This window comes from Halovenus marina (assembly GCF_051414115.1).
Classification (GTDB): Archaea; Halobacteriota; Halobacteria; order Halobacteriales; family Haloarculaceae; genus Halovenus; species Halovenus marina.
This window is the reverse complement of sequence record NZ_JBLKNZ010000001.1, coordinates 2,344,350-2,365,841: the sequence shown is the minus strand read 5'-3', so window position 1 is coordinate 2,365,841 and position 21,492 is coordinate 2,344,350. Positions and strand designations below refer to the sequence as shown.

Genomic DNA, 21,492 nt, shown 5'->3' with positions numbered 1-21,492 from the left:
AGACAAAACACGGTCTACACCACGCTAATGAGTAAATACACGAGACGAGTCGTACTCAGCCGTATTGTCGGGACTGGACTGGCTGGATCTGTTCTAGCTGGTTGTCTGGACACTGGAACCGATGCTACTGCTGAGAATTCTACTCCGGCCACTGGATCTAATTCGGACGACAATCCAGTTGAGACTGTGTCTCCAGGTGGTGATTCAGGTACTATCGACACGACGACTGGCGACTCAGACGATACTGACTCGACGACCGACGGATCAACGGACGCAGACTCAGAGACTACGACAGACACTAATTCGTCTGCTGATTCTGAAATCGAGCCGCTCTTTCCGGATCACGATACGACTGGCCTGTGTGTTCTCACACCGGGCGGGGAGCGACTTGGTTCCCTTCGGGCCGCTATCGCTGAGACTCCCGATGAGTGGACGACTGGACTCAGCGATATCGATTTTCTTCCGGAGGACTGGGGAATGTTGTTTGTTACTGATTCAGTAGAAGACCACACGTTCTGGATGAAGGGAATGACATTCGGTATTGATATCATTTTCGTTGATGACGAGAAGACTATCACTGATATCTACCACGCGCCTGAACCCGGACCGGATGAGGATGGAACCGAACAACGGTATCCTGGTCGTGGACAGTACGTTCTGGAAACTACGTATCGGTGGACAGAACACCATACTGTCTCTGAAGGGGACCATCTCGCGTTCAACTTCCCCTGAACTGAGCCAATTCGGTATTTCGCTTCGCTTGTGGTTGAATGGAACGGTTGCTATCGAGTCGTTCACCCGGATCTCTGCATCAATTCTGATCGATACGCTCTCTGAAACGGTTGACTCAGTTGACGACGAAATCTTGCCGTTTATTTTTTGTTACAGCTTAATACAACTGGCCACCGGCTGGCTTTGCCAGACAGGGTTCGTTTCCGAACGCAACCCATCTGAGACTCAAACTAATCCAGCCGTATCGATCCAAAAACACTGCAAACAGACGCTTCGGCCTCTCTCGACGGCATCGTATGACCTACTAGATCCCGGTTCTTTTCTACTCACTACGCACTTAGTGCTCAGTTCTTTCACCCTCCCAGTGCAGTATATCTCATGGCAGGGCAACTATAGGCCAAGCCTATGCAAACATGAACGACTCACAGACGAACACAATTCGTTCTCAGCGGAAAATCAGCCGCTATCTTGGCGGAAACCCAGATACATCCTCTGAGAACCAAGCGTGGACTCGGGAGGACCACATGCATATCCGAACGAGACGAGAATGGAGTGGATCGTTAGCGAACACAACTGGCCTCGTTTCCAAGGTCTGGATCACTGTTGCGAGACTGATCGAGGCACAACAGCGTGGCCAGTCTAGTCATACCAGCATACGAACACACACATGAAATACAGGAGTTATACTACACTCATCGCAGTGTTTTTTGCACTGCTGATGGTGATATCGGCCCCTGCGATGGGGGCCGTGTCAATAGACGTGACAGATTCCGCCGCGGGTGACGTGGCCGGGAGTGGCGAACTTCCGGAGGAACTCGGGGCGAGTACCGTACAAGAGGTAACTGACAACAGTAGTCAGGTTGACGAATCCTCAGCAGCCGAGACGACGCAGGAGGTTGCTTCAGCCGGAAAGTCATTCGAGACCAACGGTCTCGGGTACGGGACGATTTCGGATGGCTCTTCCGTTGACTTCATCTCTGGCGGAACGGAAACAGTCGAGTTCTGGGTGAAACCAGATGCCGATAGCGACGATAATGCCTGGATCATGCGTCAAGCTGGCTCTTGGGGAGTTCAGTGGACAGGCACCGGCGAGGAGCGCCAGATCCGGTTCAAGGCTGATGGCTTTAATGATGGTATTACATCGAGCGGTGGTGTCCCAGCCGATGTCTGGACACACGTCGCTATCGTGTACGACGGCAACCAGGCCAACCTGTACCTGAACGGTAAACTCGACGCGCAGGGTGGTGGTGATTCCCCAGACGAGAACGATAACCGAATCAGATTTGGATCCAACGACGCTGCGAACGGACAGTTTTTCGTTGGACAGATCGACAACGTTCGGTTCTGGAACACCGACCGGAGCCTGATCGAAGTGCGGGCCAATCTCCACGAGGAACTCGACGGTTCGGAGTCGGGACTGGCTCATCTCTTCCAGTTTGACGATGACGCCTCCGACGGACCGGGGACGGATCTTGCCGGTAGTTTGAATATTGACCTGACCGGGGATGCCACGATGGTCGACCGAGATTCCAATCCGGTTGCGCCACACGTCCACGTGACTCCGTTGAATTCCTCGGCAGAGGTCTCTCTTGACCCAAGACCAGGTGCAACAGGTGGAAACACTGCAAACGAGTTCCACCTCTACCGTTCGACCAGCCCAGATCCGAGCACTGCGTCGCTTGTCACGACGCTACAGTCCTCAACGACTAGCTATACGGATCAGGCTGTCACGAACGGGCAGACCTACTACTACTGGGCGACGACAGTTGATAATGATGGGGAAGGAGACTTCTCAAAGGCCGCCTCCGTTGAGCCGTACGGCACGACTGCTGACAGTACCGAAGTCGGACCAGACGGTGGTCAGGGAGGCGATAGCCTGGAGCTCAACGGTCTTGGGTCTGGAACCGTCTCTGATCGTCCATCGCTCGGGATCGGTGGCGGAGATGACGCCGAACTCGCAGTGGAGTTCTGGGTGAACCCCGACGCCGACAGTGATGATAATGCCTGGATCTTGCGCAAGCAAAATGCCTGGGGTGCCCAGTGGACGGGTACCGGCGAGGAGCGCCAGATCTGGTTCAAGGCTGATGGCTTCCATGATGGAATTACATCAAACGATGGTGTCCAGGCGGGCGTGTGGACACACGTCGCTATCGTCTATGACGAGAACCAAGCAAACCTCTACTTGGATGGTGAACTCGACAAGTCAATAAGCGGCGTCGATTCGCCTAGTACGTCCGGGAACGACCTCAAGATTGGTACTAATGACGCAGGAAATGACCAGTTTTTCGTCGGACAGATTGACGACCTCCGGTTCTGGAATAGTTCCCGAACCCAGAGTCAGGTCGAGTCGAACCTCACCTCGGAACTCGTCGGGTCGGAAACTGATCTAGCCGGCTACTGGACGTTCGATACGGTCGAATCGGACGGTACCCGTGGATCGACGTTCCGGCATGGCAAAGTGACACTAACTGGCGACGCGGAGATCGATGACGGCGGTGCCTATCCGGTCGGTACAGATACCTACGTACAGAGTCGCAACGCGAACACCACTGTGTCGTGGTCTGTCCGGCAGGAGACAGCACCTGAGGAGTTTGCAGTCTGGCGAAAACCGGTCAATGGTGACGAAACTGAGTGGTCACTCCTCGACCGAATCGCCGACAGTAGTGCCAGGACGTATGTCGACGAATCTTCCTCGAACGGACAGAACTACCACTATGCAGTCACGACGGTCGATAGTGACGGGCAGGAAAGCGACTTCGCGCGTGGGGCTCCCGCACGGCCCTACGAGGAACATGGTGGTAGCGCACTCTCGCTCGATGGTTCGGACGACACACACGGCGAAGTCACCGATCGTCCATCGCTCGGGATCGGTGGCGGAGATAACGCCGAACTCGCAGTGGAGTTCTGGGTGAAACCCGACGCCGACAGTGATGAGAACGCCTGGATCTTGCGCAAGCAAAATGCCTGGGGTGCCCAGTGGACGGGTACCGGCGAGGAGCGCCGGATCTACTTCCAGGCTGATGGCTTCCGTGATGGAATTACGTCCAACGGCGGCGTTCCAGCCGGTGTCTGGACACACGTCGCTATCGTGTACGACGGCAACCAGGCAAACATCTATCTGAACGGTGAACTCGACAAGTCGACGGGTGCCGATTCGCCCGGTACGTCCGGGAACGACCTCAAGATTGGTACCAACGACGCCGCAAATGACCAGTTCTTCGCCGGACAGATTGACGAACTTGCGCTCTGGGACACTACACGGACGGCCGAGCAGGTTGAACGAACCTACAACGACCGCCTGCGTGGCAACGAGACTGGACTGAACCACTACTGGCAGTTCGATGAACAGGGCGCAGAGGCATCCCGAAGTACTGCACGGCGACACGCGACGGTTCTGCTGCGCGGTCAGGCTGCTATCGACTCTCCGGGTGCGATGCCGGTCACACCACGCGTGTTCGCACGCGCCGACAATCAGTCCGCAACCGTTTCCTGGCGAGTGCGCAACCTCGCGGAGACGACTGATGTTGGCCTGTATCGCTCGACACAGCGGAACCTTGGTGACCGCACCGAGATCGCGATTGTCGATGCAGTCCAGGATTCGAGATACACTGATCCTGGGCTCACGAACGGTGAGACCCGATTCTACCAGGCGACTGCGTTCAACACCGATGGACAGGAGTCAGATTACGCCTTCGAGGCTGGAGCACTCCCCTCGGAGCAGACTGGTGGAAATGCGTTCCAACTGCTTGGTAACAGCAGTTCGTCGTACGGGACTCTCACTGATCGCGCGTCGATCGACCGTGCGATTGGCAACGAATTCGCGCTCGAGTTCTGGGTGAACCCCGATGCTGACAGCGAGGAAGACGCCTGGATCTTCCGCAAGCAAAATACTTGGGGAGTTCAGTGGCGTGGTACTGGCGACCAGCGCAAGATCCGCTTCCAGGCTGACGGGTTCAACGACTGGATCACGTCAGACAGCACTATTGCGGCGGATACCTGGACACACGTTGCTATCGTCTACGACGGCAGCAACCGGAATATCTACCTGAACGGTGAACTTGACACCACGGCCGGTGGCTCCGACGGTCCGGGAACGACCGGAAACGACCTCCGGATTGGAACCAACGGTGCGCTCAACGACCAGTTCTTCCAGGGCAAACTTGACGAGATCCGTATCTGGGATGAACCCCGCGCTGACTCCGAAGTCAGACGGAACTACGACAACGAACTAGCCGGTTCAGAGGACGAGTTAGTTGGCTACTGGCGCGGGCCGTTCACGACTGGCAACGAGACAGTCACTGGGAACGCTCGCAAGCCGATGACGATCGATCTGAACAACGTTGGCTACGCTGACTCTGGGATCCCGATTCAGCCGGGTGGTGTCGACACCACCACGGTCAACGTGACGCTTGCCTGCGCACCCGATGGACTCACTTACTACGAGGCTCGCGTCAACGCGACCTCCGGTGAGCCGATCCGCTCGCTCGAATCTGGGCCGGAATTCGGCGGTGTCTCCGTCCTCGACGGTGGACCAGGCGTGTCGTCTGTGACCGCTGCTGGCGAATTCAGTTCCGCCGAGACGACATTCAGCGACTCTCGTGTGCTCTTCAGCGTTGAGTACGAGGGTGCTGTCAACGCCAGTGACGTGTCCCTCACGGTCAACTCGCTTCGCGGTGGCGACGGCGAGATCACCGAGTGTGCTGTCACTACTGATGTTAGCGAGCCTCAGTCTCCGGACGAGAGCGACGGTGATGATGGCGACGGTGACGAAACGCTCGACTTCGGAATTGAACTCCAGCAGACTGCAACGGTTTCACAGGGTGGAACTGTCAACATCAGTGCATACCCCAACAACCGTGCAAACCAGTCGGCTTCAGGCACGCTCGAACTGCGAGTCGACCAGAATGGAGACGGGCAGTTCGGCTCGGGCGAGGTTGTCGACAGCAAACAGGTGACCTACAGTGCTGATGAACTCCGAGAAGAAGTGTTCACCTACGACAACGTCCAGCTTGCGGATGGCGACTACAGCTACCAGGCACGCCTCATCTCGGGTGGTCAGACGGTCACGAGCTTCACTAATGGGACGTTAACAGTCAGTAGTGAAGACGATGGAACAGAGGCAGTCGTCAAACGTATCGCGTTCGATTACTATCAGAGTGGCGGCAACCTGAACCTCGAAGTGAACGGCGACCGTGTCTACGACATCAACTCATTCACACAGGCTCCGCCGGACGGAGTTGACGGGATGACACTCGGTGGTGCGTCCGTGACTGTCACTGACCGGAGTTCGGCCTTCGGTGAACGTGGCACTGTCGAGATCACCGGCGATATCACCTCGTTCAGTGTCGGCGGCCAAGAGATGCCGATCGACAACATCGAGTTCGGTCCGGAAAGCAATCCGGACTCGAACGTGACCTTCGACACGCTAACGCCAAGTCAGTCTGAGTACACGCTCGGCGATACGTTTACCTCAAACGGCGTCGAGATGGAGATCGCTTCGTTCATCTACAGCGATGGAACCGACTGTTCGACCACACAGTCCTGTGGAAGCGGCTCCCAGACTGACAATCCGAGCTTCACTGCGAACAACGACACGCGGCCGGACTTCTATCCGAACAACGTTAATGTCGAGTTTAACCTCAGCTCCGCAGTCGACGGGACTGACGACAGTGATTCATCGCTCTCCGTCGAGCGCCAGGTCGACACGACTGTTTCGCCTGGTGACGTCGTCGACGTGAGTATCACTGCGTCGGTTCAGGAGGCAACTGACAGCTTCATCCTCCTCGAATCGCTCGATCCTGCAGTTGCTAATGCGACACTCGACAGTGTACAGGTCGATGGTCAGTCGGCGTCTCTGTTTGGCTCATCTGCCACGACAGACCGCGTTGATGTCATCCTTGCAGAGACGCTCGACGGCACCGAGACAGTCGAACTCACCTACTCGGTTGAGATTCCGTCTGACGCGTCGATCGGTAGTCAGTATACCATCAACGGGAACGTGACGACCGATCAAGGTGAGACCACGATAGGCGAAAGTGTGTTGGAAGTATCGGACGGCAGTCCGTCGATATCCGACTACACCAACGAGAACGGTAGAGTCGACACGGCCGGATTGCGAAATGCGATCAGTGACTGGCGCTCCGGTACTATCGGAACCGGTCTGCTTCGTGATGTGATCGGTGCGTGGCGGTCCGGCGATCAGATCACGTAGACCCACCGATAGATCTCCATTTTCTCTCAACTGTTTGCCTACGACTCTCTATTAGGAGGTGCTTGTTGCTCTGTCAACTGATAGTTAATATCCATTTATTTTATATGCTCTTCGTCTAACCTTGTGCTATGGTTTCCAGCAAGGCGTGGTGGCAATACTGTGGGATTGGTCTCTTGTTGGTTGTGCTTACTCTCGTGGCTCTCAGTGCCGGTTCTGGGGTGGCCGCCGCGGAGAACACGACTGCAGAGACGACGATCGCGAGTGAGTTGACCGAAAAGACGGGAGAGGTTGAACTGTTGGTCTCGTTCACTGCAGCACCCGATAATGCCACGGTCGACCAGTTGCGGACACACGCGGCTGAGACACAGGCTGCGTTTTTGACGTATGCGAATCGGACTGACGGTATCACCGTGGAGCGTCAATTCTGGATCGAAAACGCCGTGTTAGTGACTGCTGACACCGATCGGGTATCGCTGACAGATATTGCAAGCGTCACGGCAGTCGAACGCCTCCTGCCTAACGCCAAGCTCACCACGGCCGAGCCGACGGGTGTTTCCACTGAGGGTACAACATCGACGGCTCGCCCGCAATCCACAGCGGAGTCGACTCCGACGACCTACGGGATCGACCAGATCAACGCAACCGGTGTCTGGGAACACTACGACACGCAGGGGGAGGATATCCGTGTCGCCGTTCTGGATACAGGCATCGATGCCGACCACCCCGACCTGGATATCTATACTGATGATGCGTCTGATCCGACATACCCTGGGGGATGGGCGGAGTTCGACCGGAACGGAAATCGTGTTCCGGGATCTGAACCGCATGATATCGGCACGCACGGGACACATGTGAGTGGAACCGTCGCTGGCGGGAATGCGAGTGGCACTCAGATCGGCGTCGCACCAGACGCTGAACTGATGCACGGGCAGGTCTTTTCGGATGATAAGAAAGCATACTTCGCGGCAATTTTGAGTGGTATGGAGTGGGCGATCGAAAACGATGCGGACGTGATCAGCATGTCGCTGGGCGCGGAGGGGTACGGGTCAGCATTTATCGACCCGATTCAGAATGCTCAGGCAAACGGTGTGACTGTCGTCGCCGCGATCGGCAACGACGGCGCGGGAACGAGTTCCTCTCCGGGGAACGTCTATGATGTACTGAGTGTCGGCGCGTCAGATTCGACTGGCAATATCGCCCAGTTTTCGAGCGGTGAGGAGATTCTGACTGACTGGGACTGGGGATCGGCACCCGCTGAGTGGCCAGACGAGTACGTCGTCCCCTCGGTTTCCGCGCCTGGTTCTGCGGTATTGAGTTCCGTGCCGGGCGGATCGTGGTCGGAATCTCACGGAACGAGCATGGCAGCGCCGCACGTTTCTGGTGCCGTTGCGCTCATTCAGTCGGCGACTCCCCGCACACACTCGCCACAGGATATCGCCGACGCACTCGAAGCAACTGCGAGCAAACCCGACGGGTCTGCGGTTCCGCCCGGTGAGCGTGACACCCGCTACGGGTCGGGAATCATCGACGTGTTTTCCGCGATCGCCTGGCTGGAACAGAAGGATCCTGACCTGTCAGACCCTTCGTTCTCGGTGACTGAGACGGCGCTCTCCGAGACGACTGTGCTCGAAAACGCGACGATCAACGTGATCGGGACGCTCACAAACGAGGGTGATACTGAGGCAACTCACACCGTGACACTGACCGTAGATGGTACGCCGGAACAACAACAAACGTACACGCTTGCGTCCGGTGAGTCGGAACTTGTCTCGTTCGAGTTGTCGATCTCCGACCGTGGTGAGTACGCGATCGCACTCGATGGCGTCTCGGCTGGCACGCTGACTGTCGAACAGCCAGCAACCTTCGAGGTGACTAATGCCACAGTTGAACCGACGGAGATAGTCGCGGGCGAGACAGCAACCACGACGGCGACAGTCACGAACGTTGGCGACAGAGCTGGAACCTACGAGGGGACCATCGACGTTGATGGGCTCGCTGTCGGACGAACCACGGAGACGATCGCCGCAGGCGAGACGGCACACATCTCGGTTGCGCGGACGTACTCCGACCCGGGAACGTACGCTGTTGGGTTCGATGGCGTTCGGGCAGGGAATCTGACTGTTCTGGAACCCGCCAATATCACGATAGCGGAGACGACTCTCGACAAATCCGTCATAAACAAGACAGAACACGCAACCGTCTCGGTGACACTCGAAAACACTGGCGAGGCGACTGGCGCGTTTGTGACGAACCTCACCGTCGATGGCGAGACCACTGCGTCACAAACCGTTTCAGTGCCCGGTGACAGCGTCGAACAGGTCACGTTCGAACCCGACTTTGAGACGTTCGGATCCTACGAAGTCGGCGTCAACGACCGGCCAGTCGGTGACGTCTTCGTCCGCGATCCGGTCACGTTTTCGGTGACGAACACGACGCTCAGTCACGCCACTGCCGTCCCCGACGAGACCGTCACAGTCACCGCGACAGTCGAAAACAACGAAAACCGTTCGGGGACGGTCTCACCGGACCTGACGGTGAACAACGGATCGCGAACGTCGATACACCGTGGCATCGAACCGAACGGGACTGTCACTGTCACCTTCGAGCGAACGTTCGATGGCGCTGGTGAGTACGATATCGCGGTCGAGGACCTCGCTGTGGGAACGGTCGCAGTCCCCGAGCCCGTTGCCCGAACGGTCGGTGAGACGAGCGTCACGCCGACAACAGCCCGTACGGGCGAACCGGTCATCGTGAACGGGCGGGTCACGAACACCGACAGTCGGAGTGGCTGGACGAACGTCTCGCTGTCGGTCGACGGACAGTCCGTCGACACGCAGATCGTTTCGCTGGCGGCGAACGAGACGGCGACAGTCTCCTTCGAGTATGTCTTCGCCGAAAACGGGACGTACGTCGTTCAGGTCGGCTCCGGAGAGTCGGCGTCAGTCACTGTCGAGGATGCCCCCTCGCTGGGGAACTACCAGAACGAGGACGGTACTGTCACGACCGGACACCTCCGGGCGGCAATCGACGACTGGCGGACTGACGTCATCGGCACCGGCCTGTTGCGCGAGGTTATCCGCGCCTGGCGGGGATAACATGGTCGCGTGCGTGAAGACTACACGCTGCAGTCCCAGCACGTGGCAGTTCTAGCCCACGTGGCAGTCCCAGCACGATTCGTGACTCACCCCGTCCGGGCTGTTGTTTTCCCGGTGGACTGTCGTAACGCTCCCCGTTGTGTCTCGAAGGGCCATCCTACTCGGAGCGAACTTTGCAGAGCACTGTCGAGCGGTACTGCGTGGGTGAACTGACAGGGCGATCGAACACAGGTTATTCGTTCTGTAATTGTGAGAAGACTCCCAGAAGGAGACAATTCGAGGCCGGAAAGTATTTAACGACTCCTTGTAACTATTCCTGTTGTACAAGCCATAGGTAAACAGTGTCTAATGAGAACAGATAATCTGGGGAGAGGCCCCACTGGGAACGGCAGAATCGAGCGTTCGGCCGTGCGAGCGGACCAACGAACTAATCGCGTTTCGGACGAATCCACGATGCATACGAACCAATCCATCGACGGACGAAACGTATCGACTACAGACCAACACAGAGGTGATGTAGTGTGACACGCGAGCATCTTGCAGATCGTGTTGTCTCACACACATCATCGGCTGCGGGAGCAACTCTCCCGCAGGAGGTGACAGCATGAGTAGTGGCTATCGCGAGAAAGGACGTGCGGTCGTCCTGGCCACGCTGATGGTGCTGTCGGTCGTCGCGATGACGACGGCGTTCGCCGGAAGTGCGGCGGCAGATGTAACTGATATCGACAGTGCCAGTGCTGACGATATCGAAACTGGCGAAAGCAGTACGACTGGTCAAATCACGCTAACGAACGTAAACGACGATGGAAATGGAGACACGCTGACGATCCCTGTCAGTGATCATAGTGGGATCGCCGAGGCTACGGATGTCTCAGTATCAAGTACTGGATACTCGGACACCGTTACCGCATCGGTGAATAACGACGGTGACATCGAGGTATCCGTCCCGGCAGAAAATGCTGATGCAAATATAGTACTTGATGTCACGTACGACACAAGCGGTGTTGTCTCCAGCGAGAACACGGAAAGCGTCACCGTGAGCGCCGCTAATGGTGGTGGTTCCGCTAGTCTTAGTATTGCGGTCCTCCACACTGTGGACGACGAGCTCGTCGTCAACGGTGATGGAGGTGCTGAGTACACCAGCATCTCGGCCGCATTGACTGCGGCTGATGATGAAGATACGATCACTGTAGCGGAGTCCAGTAGTGACTACCAGCCAAGTGAGTCTGGCGAAGCGGACCTCAATATCGACAAGGAGGTCACACTGCAAGCTGCTGATGGTGACAATCCGGTTATCAGTGAGGACTCCACTGCTAAGGAACTTATCGGGATCCAAGCCGATAATGTTGCAATTGATGGATTCACTATTGAGAGCGAACACGACGGCGACAGCAGTATTGTAGTCGACGGAACGAACGCCGAGATTGTCGACAACACGTTCACGTTTGATTCGGGGACCAGCACGGATGTTGCTATTGAAACAGCAGCTGCGTCGTTGGGCGGTCCCTTCGATGGCGTGAGCGGTCTTACTATCGATGGTAACACTTTCCAGGGTGGCAGTAGCGGTAATGCCTACATTGGTGTCTATAACAGTCCCTCTGACGAAGGTGGAAACGACAGAGACACCGATCAGATTGACATTACTGACAACACGTTCTCTGGTTCGATTTCCTCGGGTATTGTGACTGAACACGATAACGTCATGATATCCGGTAACACGCTGAACGCGGATACCAGCGTCAGCAGTAGTGCTGCGATCACAGTCCAGCAGTTCGATATCCATAGTGATGGGACAGTCTCCGATGTCACGGTCGACTCCAACACGATCGCTGGCTCGGAAGGCTTCACGACTGGTATAAGCGTTGGTGACGCTGGCGACACCACGATGGACAACCTCGTCCTGACTGGTAACGACATATCCGCCGCCACGACTGGGATCGACATCCAGGAAGGCGCAGCTGAGGTTACCGACAATACCGTCAGTGGTGCTGATACCGACGTTGTCCTCTCCAACATCGACGACGGTGTTGGTGGCAGCTCGGACACGAACGAGCAGATCCAGTATCTCGTCGATAACAACGACATCACGACGACTAACCCCTACGGGATTGAAGTGACCCCGACGGACGTGACTGTCGGGAACGAGGAAACTGTCGAGATCACCATCCTTGGCCGTGACAGTAATAACCCGCGTGTCACCGACGTTCCGTTCGAAATCCTGGATGCTGACGGTAACGACCCTGTCGCCGACAGTACGACCAGTTCGAACAGTTTCTCGACACTGGTCGGGTTCAACGAAGTCGGTGACTACGAAGTTATCCTTACTGGGGAAACGGATACTCCCACTGAAACCATTACGTCGACCTACGCGGTTGCGAACTTCGAGACTGACCCGGTCGACCCCGCGTTCAGCGACACGGTCACGCTGTCCGGGCAGGTTGTCAACGGTGCCGGTGACGGCGTTGATGTCGGCAGTCTCGATCTGATTAACATCAACGACGACAACACCGAGCAGGTTTCGGGCTTCGCCTCGACGACGGCTAGCGGCAACTTCTCTGGCGTGGTGAACGTCGATGACGCCGCCGCGTATGCCGTCGGGCAGGGCTCCGATATCTTCGCCGAATTCACCGTCGACCCCCAGCAGGCCAACGTGACGCTTACAGCCGGTGACAACGAGGCTGGCTTCGAGCAAACCTACGATATCACGCTAAAAGACGGCAGCGGTAACCAGCTCGACTTCAGTAACGTCGACGGCTTCGTCAACGTGACTGGGCCGTTTGACGATGGAGAAACCATCTCACTAGATGGCGCGGCTAGCAGTGGCCTCCAAGAAATTGACAGCGATGATACCGACGATGTCGTCGAAGCAGTCCGCATCCAGCCTGATGCAGACGCCGACGACGAGTCGATCTCGCTGACAGCTACGCCAGTTGACGCCAACAGCGACATCACGGCCACCCTGAAGAATAACGGCCCGACCAACGATATCACGGACCTGGGCGCCACAGTGTACGGCGGTGCGGAAGATGACACTATCACCACCTACGATGCGCCGGACTACGTCGGCAGTGACAGTCTCGCTGTCAACACGGGTGGTAACCTGAATACTGTCGTTACCACCGACGGTAACGATCTGACGATCGACGCCCCGGAAAGTACCGAGTCAGTCACAGTCACGGTCCGTGGAGTTGACGGGAACTTCCCGGACGGGAACGCTGAAGACAGTAATGACCTCGCGAACGCGACGGTCTCGCTCAGTGGCCCCGGCGTTGATCGGACTGTCGAAGAGTTCGACAGCTCGACCAGCGATGGCAACAACTACAACGTCAACGAAGGCAGCAACCAGATCGTCTTCACTGGCGTGAGCCCGAACGAAGCCGGGAACATCACCGTCGAGATCAGTGCCCGTGCGAACGACGGCACTGAGTACACCGCGGATCCGGTGAACATCACGGCTACTGGCGACAAGATCGCGTCGATCTCGCCGACGTCGGTCAACATCGAGGACAACGACGCGATTAGTGTCCAGGTGACCGACGCCGACGACAGCGCGGTCTACAACCGCGAAGTGACCATCACGCAGAGCGCCGGTTCGAGCGCCACTCTCACCGTCTACAACCAGCAGACTGATCAGGTGATCGAGGACGTTACTGAACTCGTGCTTGACGGTAGTGATGGTGAAATCACGGTAGGTAGCCCCGGAGGGACCGTCATTAGCCCGTCCTCGGGCTTCTCGCCGACAGCTGACGGAACGTACACTGCTGAGAACGTCACGTTCACTGCGACCGGTGACTTCGACGTGACTGTCGACAGTCCGAGCGACGACAGTGCGGAGTCACTCAACGCGATCTCGGTCACTGGCGCCGAAGCCTACGAGGTCTCGTCGAACCGCTCGGCGGCCCTCGCGGGCGCGAACGAGGTCCACACGCTGAACGTTACTGAAGACGGTGAGCCAGTCAACGGGACTGACCTCAGCGACTTTACTAGTAACTTCAAGTACTCGACCGACGTGACGGAAGTCACGGGGCCGTCTACTGTTGACCTTGACGGCGACGGTACGAACGACGCCCTTCAGGTCGAAATCCGTGCGGAGAACGCTAGCGTCCCGGCGAACATTACGATCGACGACGGCAACTCACGAACCGGCATGCTCAGCCTCGACGTGGTTGAGCCGGATATCACCACCACGCTCGGTGGCGATGATCTGACGTTCGGTCTCGTGAGCGAGATGAACGTCACCGTCGAAGATCCGCGTGACGGTAGCGCGATCGGCGGTGCAGAAGTCGCTCTCAGCGCAGTCAACGCGAGCTTCCAGATCGACGACCTCTCTGACGGGTCCGGTCCGGATGCGACGGATGATGGTAGCTCCGAGACTGTGACCGTCAACGACAACGGGACGCGCGCAGTGTCGGTCGCGCCCGAGCAGGGTACCGCCGGTACTGCGCCGCAGACGCTGAACGTCTCGACGTCGCTCGATACGGCTAACGGTGCGTACGGAGAGATCGCGATCGAGACGGGTAACATCACGCTCGAAGACACGCCCGAGGACCTCGAGCCCAGCACGGACTACTCGCTCGTGCTGAACGCCGTTGACGCTAACGGCGACCAGCTTGACCTCCTGGGCGTGACAATCGACGGCGCGCTTGACGGTGGCTCGCAGTCGAAGCTGACTGACGAAGGATTCATCAACTTCGACATCACGACCACTGAATCCGGCACGATCACCTACACTGTCGATGACTCGATCACCGGCAGTGAAGTTGATCTCGTGACGGACACCGCGCAGGCGTCCGATGATGCGAGCTTCCAGGTCGCGTCGACCAACGTCTACGAGCAGGTCAACCTGACGCTGAGCGCGAACGCGACGGACATCGCGCAGAACGACACCGTCGAGTTCACGCTCACTCGTGAGGACTTCGACCAGCAGACTCAGGGCAACCTCACCATCTCCAACGCCTCTGGCGCAGTGGTGGACACGGTTTCGATCGACGGAACCGCAACCTACTCCTTCGACGAGGCTGGTGAGTTCACGGTTGAGGCGAGCAAGCCCACCCGTACACAGGTCGGCAAGACGTTCCTGAACGACACGGTCGACGTGTCCGTTGGCGAGACGCCGGCTGGCTCTGTCACCATCAACGACCAGGAATCTGATGGTTCCTCGGTCAACGTCTCGAGTGCGACGTACAACCTCGAGGACTTCGTCGTGGTCATCCACAACGAGTCTGGTGACATCGTTGGCTCCAGCGGCGACATCGCTGCTGGCGAGATGGCAGAGAACCTGACGGTTGACCTCGACACCGAACTCGGGGCCAGCCAGAACGTGACGGCGATGCTGCACTTCGCTGACGAGAATAGCTCCTACGGCTCGCCGATCTCGATCGACGGCGATGTCGTGCAGGACGAAGCGTTCGTCAATGTGTCCGAGGACACCGACGAGCCGATGTTCGAGCTCAGTGACCTCGAACCCACTGACGCAACCATCGCGCAGGGTGACAACCTCACCGTCTCCGCGAACGTGACCAACGTTGGCGGAGCGGGCGAGGCCACCGTCGCGCTGGAAGTTGGTGGCTCTGAGGTCACCAACATGACTGTCCAGGTCGGTGCAGACGCGACCGAGACGGTCACCTTCGAGAACATCAGCACGAACGCGATCGCACCAGGCAGCTACACGCACGCAGTGACGGTCGACGGCAACTCGATTGAGGGCAACCTCACCGTCGAAACCAGCGTCATCACGTACACGAATGACGATGGTGTTGTCACGACTGGACTGCTCAGCAGCGCAATCGATGACTGGCGAACCGGTGACGTTGGTACCGGGACGCTGAGCCAGATCATCGACGCCTGGCGAACCGGCGACTCGCAGTACTAAGAACGACCGAACCACCGCGGTTCGGCCCTGCCGCTTGCGACATTCATTTTTTTGGTGTTCCTTCGACAGCGGCTGGGCTGCTGTGTTTCGCGCTTGTCGCTCTGGTGTTGACCTTCTTCGTAGCTACTGCAGCCCCGGTCTTTTTGTCATACTGGGAGCCGCGTTTGTTTGGGATGGGACAACAGATAGTGTGACACTGCTGCTGGACTGACTCGCGTTCATTATCATCGTTGGTTTCTGAGCAGGTACCTTTTTGGTGGAGTCTGTTATGATTACGTACGATGAAGCTACGAGACTCGTTCCAACACTCCAACAGTATGGATACATTACCACAGTTTACCACCGTTGTGCTGATAGGCAGTCTTCTCTTACTTGCGGGTCTCTCATTTGCTGGCCCGGCACTGGCGCTCAGTACGGAGACCGTTCAGGAGGCAGACCGCACTGCTGAGAGCGAGACGCTCGCACCCGGCGAGTCGACCCAGGTGACCGTCAACGTGACACTGGAAAATACGGGAGGGCTTTTGATCAACGAGACCTTCGACTCGGCATTTGAGACGGTCGAAATCGTTGATAATGGCGGGGCTGACTTCGACGGCGTCAATAATGCGAATACGCAGTTGTTCGCTGAGTGGGCTTCGGTACAGGAGACCACTCTGGTGTACGAGGTGACGATCCCGGAGGACGCTCAGGACGGTGAGACGTTCACCATCGAGAGCGGATCCGATAGTGATGTCACACTCGCGCCGACGACGTTAACAGTCGACAAAGATCTACCGAACTTTCAACTGAGTAATCTCCAACCAGGTGACACCGAGGTCGATCCTGGTCAGACGGTCGATGTCTCCGCAACCGTAACGAACACGGGGGAGGCCACTGACGAACAGAATATCTCCCTCCAGATCGAAAGCGAAACCGTCGCATCGACCTCGGTTTCACTTACCCCTGGAGAGACACAAGATATCACCTTCACGGACGTATCTGTTCCCGAAACAACCGGCTCCCACCAATACAGTGTTTCAAGTGAGAACGACGCTGTCACCGCCACATTTACCGTGGCTGATGGGAGTGACCAAACAGACCGAACGGTACAAGCGACCGAACTCCCACCCGGTGAGACTACTGTGGTGTCGGTGGATGTGACGCTCGATCAGACTGATTCGTTGTTTATCGCCGAGCAGTTCGACCCGGCGTTTGAGGCGGTCGAAATCGTTGACGATGGCGGGGCTGACTTCAGCGGCGTCAATAATGCAAACACTGAGTTGTTTGCTGAGTGGAGTGCTGTACAGGACACATCTGTGGTGTACGAGGTGACGCTTCCGCAAGATGCGCCAGTCGGTACCGAATACAACCTTTCGTCAGGACCAGATAGTGATGTTGATCTCGGGACAGATACGATCGTGGTCGCCGACGGTGAACCGGCTGCATTCAATCTGACTGAATTCGACCCTCCAGCCAGCGCTGCACAGGGTGACATCGTTGATGCGAATGTTACTGTAACTAACGTCGGGGACCTGTCGGGACAGCAGACAATTGAATTTGCGCTTGATTCTGAGACGATAGCGACTCGGTCTCTCTCTCTGGCTGGTGGCGCAACCGAGACAATTTCCTTCGAACTTGACACCACTGACCTCGATCCGGGAACGTACAACCAGACTGTTTCGACGAGTGATGATACTGAGTTCGCCGAACTGGAAGTCACACACAGTGTTGTCACGTATGCCGACGAGAAGGGGGCTGTCGGTATCGGTGGTCTGAGTCAAGCGATTGATGATTGGCGAGCAGGAGAGATTGGACTCGATCTGTTGCGCGAGGTAATTGACGGGTGGCGCTCGAACTGAGGTGAGTTGTCGTTGAGGCCCCGCAATTGGAATCCTATTATAAGCTAATCTTACATTCTGTTTGTCTTGCTGTGTGGTTCCATGTCTCATACCACCCCCGTTCTGTCCGTCGATATTGGCTCGCTGTTGATTCCCTTCCGCCCTCTAACAACACAAAGCATTTAATACTTCCATCAGTAGGGTCGGGTGGACGGTAGTTCACTAGTAACCGGTGACGTTCCGGTTCCTGTGGGCTACCCACACAAGATAACAGATAACTATGATAGACAACACATCATATCGTGACAAGGGACGAGCGGTGTTCCTTGCTGCGATTATGGTGCTGTCTGTGGTTGCAATGACCGCTGCGTTTTCCGGAGCGGCTGCCGCACAGACAGTATCAGACGCAGACCGAACAGTTGCTGACACCGTTGAACCCGGTGGCACAGCAACTGTAACCGTGGATGTATCGCTTGATTCACAAAGTAGCTTGTTCGTAGCCGAAGAGTTCGATCCCGCGTTCGAAAACGTGGAGTTGGTTGACGCCGACGGAGCAGACTTTAGTGGTGTCAACAATGCTAACACCGAACTCTTCGCCGACTACGGATCGGCACAGGACGTTACTATTGAGTACGAAGTGACCGTTCCTTCCGATGCCGCACTCGGTACTGAGTACGAGATTAGCTCATCGAACGATAGCGATGTTGACGTGGGAACGGACGTACTCACCGTCGAAGAGCCAGCCAACGCGTCGGTGACCTTCGAGGATCAGGACCAGGAGATTCCTGCTGACAGCGTCCTCGTTCAGGAAGCTGTCGCCGGTCAAGATGGTGAATTCCTCGCCATCTGGACTGAATCCAACGGCTCACCCGACGAACTCATCGGCACCACGCAGGAGTTCGGTGAGGGCGTCGAAGTCGATGTCGATGAAGTTTCTGAACAGCAGACACTCATCGCAGCTGTTCACCCGGCTGATTCCCAAGGGAACGCTGACACTGGTACGATCCTTGCATCCGACACCGCTGTCGTGACGCCGGTTGACTCCGACGAGAGTCAGTCGGACATCGACCGCGTGAACACCTACTGGCAGGGCCAGATCGTCAGCTTCACGGGCGACTTCACTGCTGGTGATGACTACCAGGTTCGTGAGGTCGACGGCTCCGGTGAAAACCGTGAAGTTGGTTCGCTCGCACGAGAAGTTCGTTCCACGTCGGACGGAAAACTGCTCGTTCGGACATCCCTCCTCGACGAAGGCCTCTTCGTAATCGAGGACAACGGCAACCGGCTTTCGTCTGGTGATCCGCTCCCGCAAGACCTTGAAACGTACGGCGGATTCGGCTTCGAAATCGCCGTTCAGAGCTTGACGATCGACGACGTTGACAGTACGGTTGTCGAGGGCGATGATATCAATATCGGCGAGGTCCAGTCAGAGCGGTCGAGCTACGACCTGAACTACGACATCGTTCACGAGAACGGAACGAGCGTCCAGTCGGGTCAGTTCTCGAACATCGGCGACTTCGAACAGGATCTCACGATCCCGGCAAACGTTGCACCGGGTAACTACACGCTCGAATTCAACGTGGACGATACGACCGCGTCCGCAGAATTCGACGTTACGGTCAACGCACTGCCTGACACTGAAGTTCAGTTCACCGACGAGTTCTACGAACAGAACCGCGGTGACATCGCGGAAATCACCATGACGGCTCAGGGGGTCGACTCCTACTGGGTCAAGATTGGTGACCTCGAAGAGGTCGGCTACGAAGCAGCCGTCGAAATCGCACCTGACAACGATGACGACAGTACCGTCACCATCAGCCTGAACACGTTCCTGGCTGGTGCTGACATGCGACTTGGCCAGGCTGTCACGCCGAACGATGCGATCGATGTCTCCGGCGGATCGATCGTTCAGTACAACGGCCAGGCAAACGTCACACGTGCAAACGAGGAACCCGTTCCGCGAGTTCTCGATCCGGAAGTCTACGCGCTCGAAGCGTACGACACTGAAGCGAACCCGAGCGAGCTGAACGACAGCGAGCTCGCTGGCCAGGACTACGACGTCGCTGCGCTGAACGTCCAGGAGTCCTCGGTCAACAACCTCACGACATGGACGTCGCCATTCAACTCCGGTGCGTTTGATGGCCTGTCCGTGTCCGAGACAGTCGCGATGCAGGACGGTAGCGGTGACCGTGCCGACTACGCTGTCCACGAAATCGACATCGAGGGTGTCTACGGTGCCCTTGCCTTCCTTGAAGAGAGTAACACTGTCAACAACGACACTGACCTCTTCGAGGATGCGCTGATGCAGAACGTCCTCGGATACGATTACCGTCAGCTGAACCCCGACGCGAACCGCGGTCCGAAACGTCTCGGTAACTACATCGGCCACGGTGAAGCAGGCTCGGCTAATGACGGTATGCCTGCACTCTCTGACACCATCAATATGGATGGTCTCGAGGCATCCATCGATCCGGCCAACAAGACCATCTTCGTCACCCTCGACAACGGTGACGCAACGATGTTCCAGGGTACCGAGCAGGTCGACGTCGAAGTCGGCGACCGGTACCAGGCCAGCTCCAACTGGGGCCAGGCTCTCCTCGACGCGTTCAGCGAGGAGGACATCGATGGCTTCTCGACAGAAGATCAGGTAACTGGAGAGCAGGAGATCGTCGACCGCACCGCGCAGTTCGACGGTGTCCGCCTCGACAACGGTGACCTGTTCATCTACACGAACCCCGTCGAGAACGCGACCATCTCCGGTATGACGTCCGTCGCGGACAACACGGAGATGCGACTCCGCCTCACGTCACCTGATGCAGACACGCCGCTTCTGGAGACCAAGACCGTGACAGTCGAAAACGGAACCTTCGCGACCGACTTCGACTTCTCGGAGGAGGAACCCGGCACGAACATCACGGTGACGCTGCCCGGACAGGGCTTCAACAACCCCGATAACGCCCAAACTGACGGCCAGATCATCGACCCCGAAGATCCGTTCTTCGAGGTCAGTGACCTGAGCCCGTCCTCGGCAACTGTCGAACAGGGCGACACCGTGAGTGTCTCTGCGACAGTCACGAACACCGGCGGTCAGGAAGCCACGCGAACCGTGGAACTCACCGTTGGTGGCTCTGCTGTTGACTCGGTCGAAGTGACGCTCGCACCCGGCGAGTCCGAGGACGTCTCGTTCTCGGCTGCGACCGACGACCTCGACGGCGACTACACGCACGCTGTCACCACTGGTGACGACACCGCAGAAGGCTCGCTCACTGTGAACGCACCCGACCCAGCGACGTTCATCGTGGACGCGCTGAACCCACAGGAAGCAACCGCGACCGTGGGTGACGAAGTCCAGGTCTCGGCGACCGTTGCCAACGAGGGCGGCGTCGAAGGCTCCGCGACTGTCGAACTCACCCTCGACGGTGAGGCAGTCGCAAGCCAGGACGTCACCCTCGCGGGTGGCGACTTCCAGACGGTGACGTTCACCGTGGACACCAGCGAACTCAGTGCTGGTGACTACGAGCACGGTGTTTCCGTCGGTGACGAGAGTGTCACTGGCACGCTTACGCTCGAGGCGGCCGCAACGCCGACCCCGACGCCAGAACCCTCGACGCCGACTGACACGCCAGAAGACTCCGACGGTGACGGCGCTGGCTTCGGTGTCGCCGCCGCACTCGTCGCACTCCTCGGTGCTGCGCTGCTCGCAGCGCGCCGCCGAGCGTAACGCCGGACTAATCCGGTCGTAACTTCCATTTTTTCGCGCGCTAC

6 protein-coding genes and 1 pseudogene are annotated in these 21,492 nt (G+C 57.4%); all 7 read left to right on the top strand.

Features of this window, described 5'->3' with window-relative positions; genetic code table 11:
• Positions 1–27 precede the first annotated feature (27 nt).
• On the top strand, positions 28–732 hold the full coding sequence (locus ACMGFL_RS12060) for a DUF192 domain-containing protein (protein WP_436935782.1): 705 nt from the start codon (positions 28–30) through the stop codon (positions 730–732).
• A 739-nt stretch (positions 733–1,471) separates the two neighbouring features.
• Positions 1,472–6,943, top strand: coding sequence for a LamG-like jellyroll fold domain-containing protein (locus ACMGFL_RS12055; protein ID WP_436935781.1), 5,472 nt, complete (start codon positions 1,472–1,474; stop codon positions 6,941–6,943).
• Positions 6,944–7,137: 194 nt separating this feature from the next.
• Positions 7,138–10,038 (top strand): S8 family serine peptidase, encoded by a 2,901-nt coding sequence (locus ACMGFL_RS12050; protein ID WP_436935780.1) that lies wholly within the window; start codon positions 7,138–7,140, stop codon positions 10,036–10,038.
• A 604-nt stretch (positions 10,039–10,642) separates the two neighbouring features.
• Entirely contained in the window at positions 10,643–15,910 is a 5,268-nt protein-coding gene (locus tag ACMGFL_RS12045) for a beta strand repeat-containing protein (RefSeq protein ID WP_436935779.1), read from the top strand.
• 317 nt (positions 15,911–16,227) lie between these two features.
• Entirely contained in the window at positions 16,228–17,748 is a 1,521-nt protein-coding gene (locus tag ACMGFL_RS12040) for a CARDB domain-containing protein (RefSeq protein ID WP_436935778.1), read from the top strand.
• A gap of 259 nt (positions 17,749–18,007) precedes the next feature.
• Positions 18,008–18,112, top strand: a pseudogene (locus tag ACMGFL_RS12035) (surface glycoprotein); the annotation flags it as partial.
• Positions 18,113–18,256: 144 nt separating this feature from the next.
• Positions 18,257–21,448, top strand: a complete 3,192-nt coding sequence (locus tag ACMGFL_RS12030; protein ID WP_436936449.1) for a BGTF surface domain-containing protein — start codon at positions 18,257–18,259, stop codon at positions 21,446–21,448.
• The last annotated feature ends 44 nt before the right edge of the window (positions 21,449–21,492 follow it).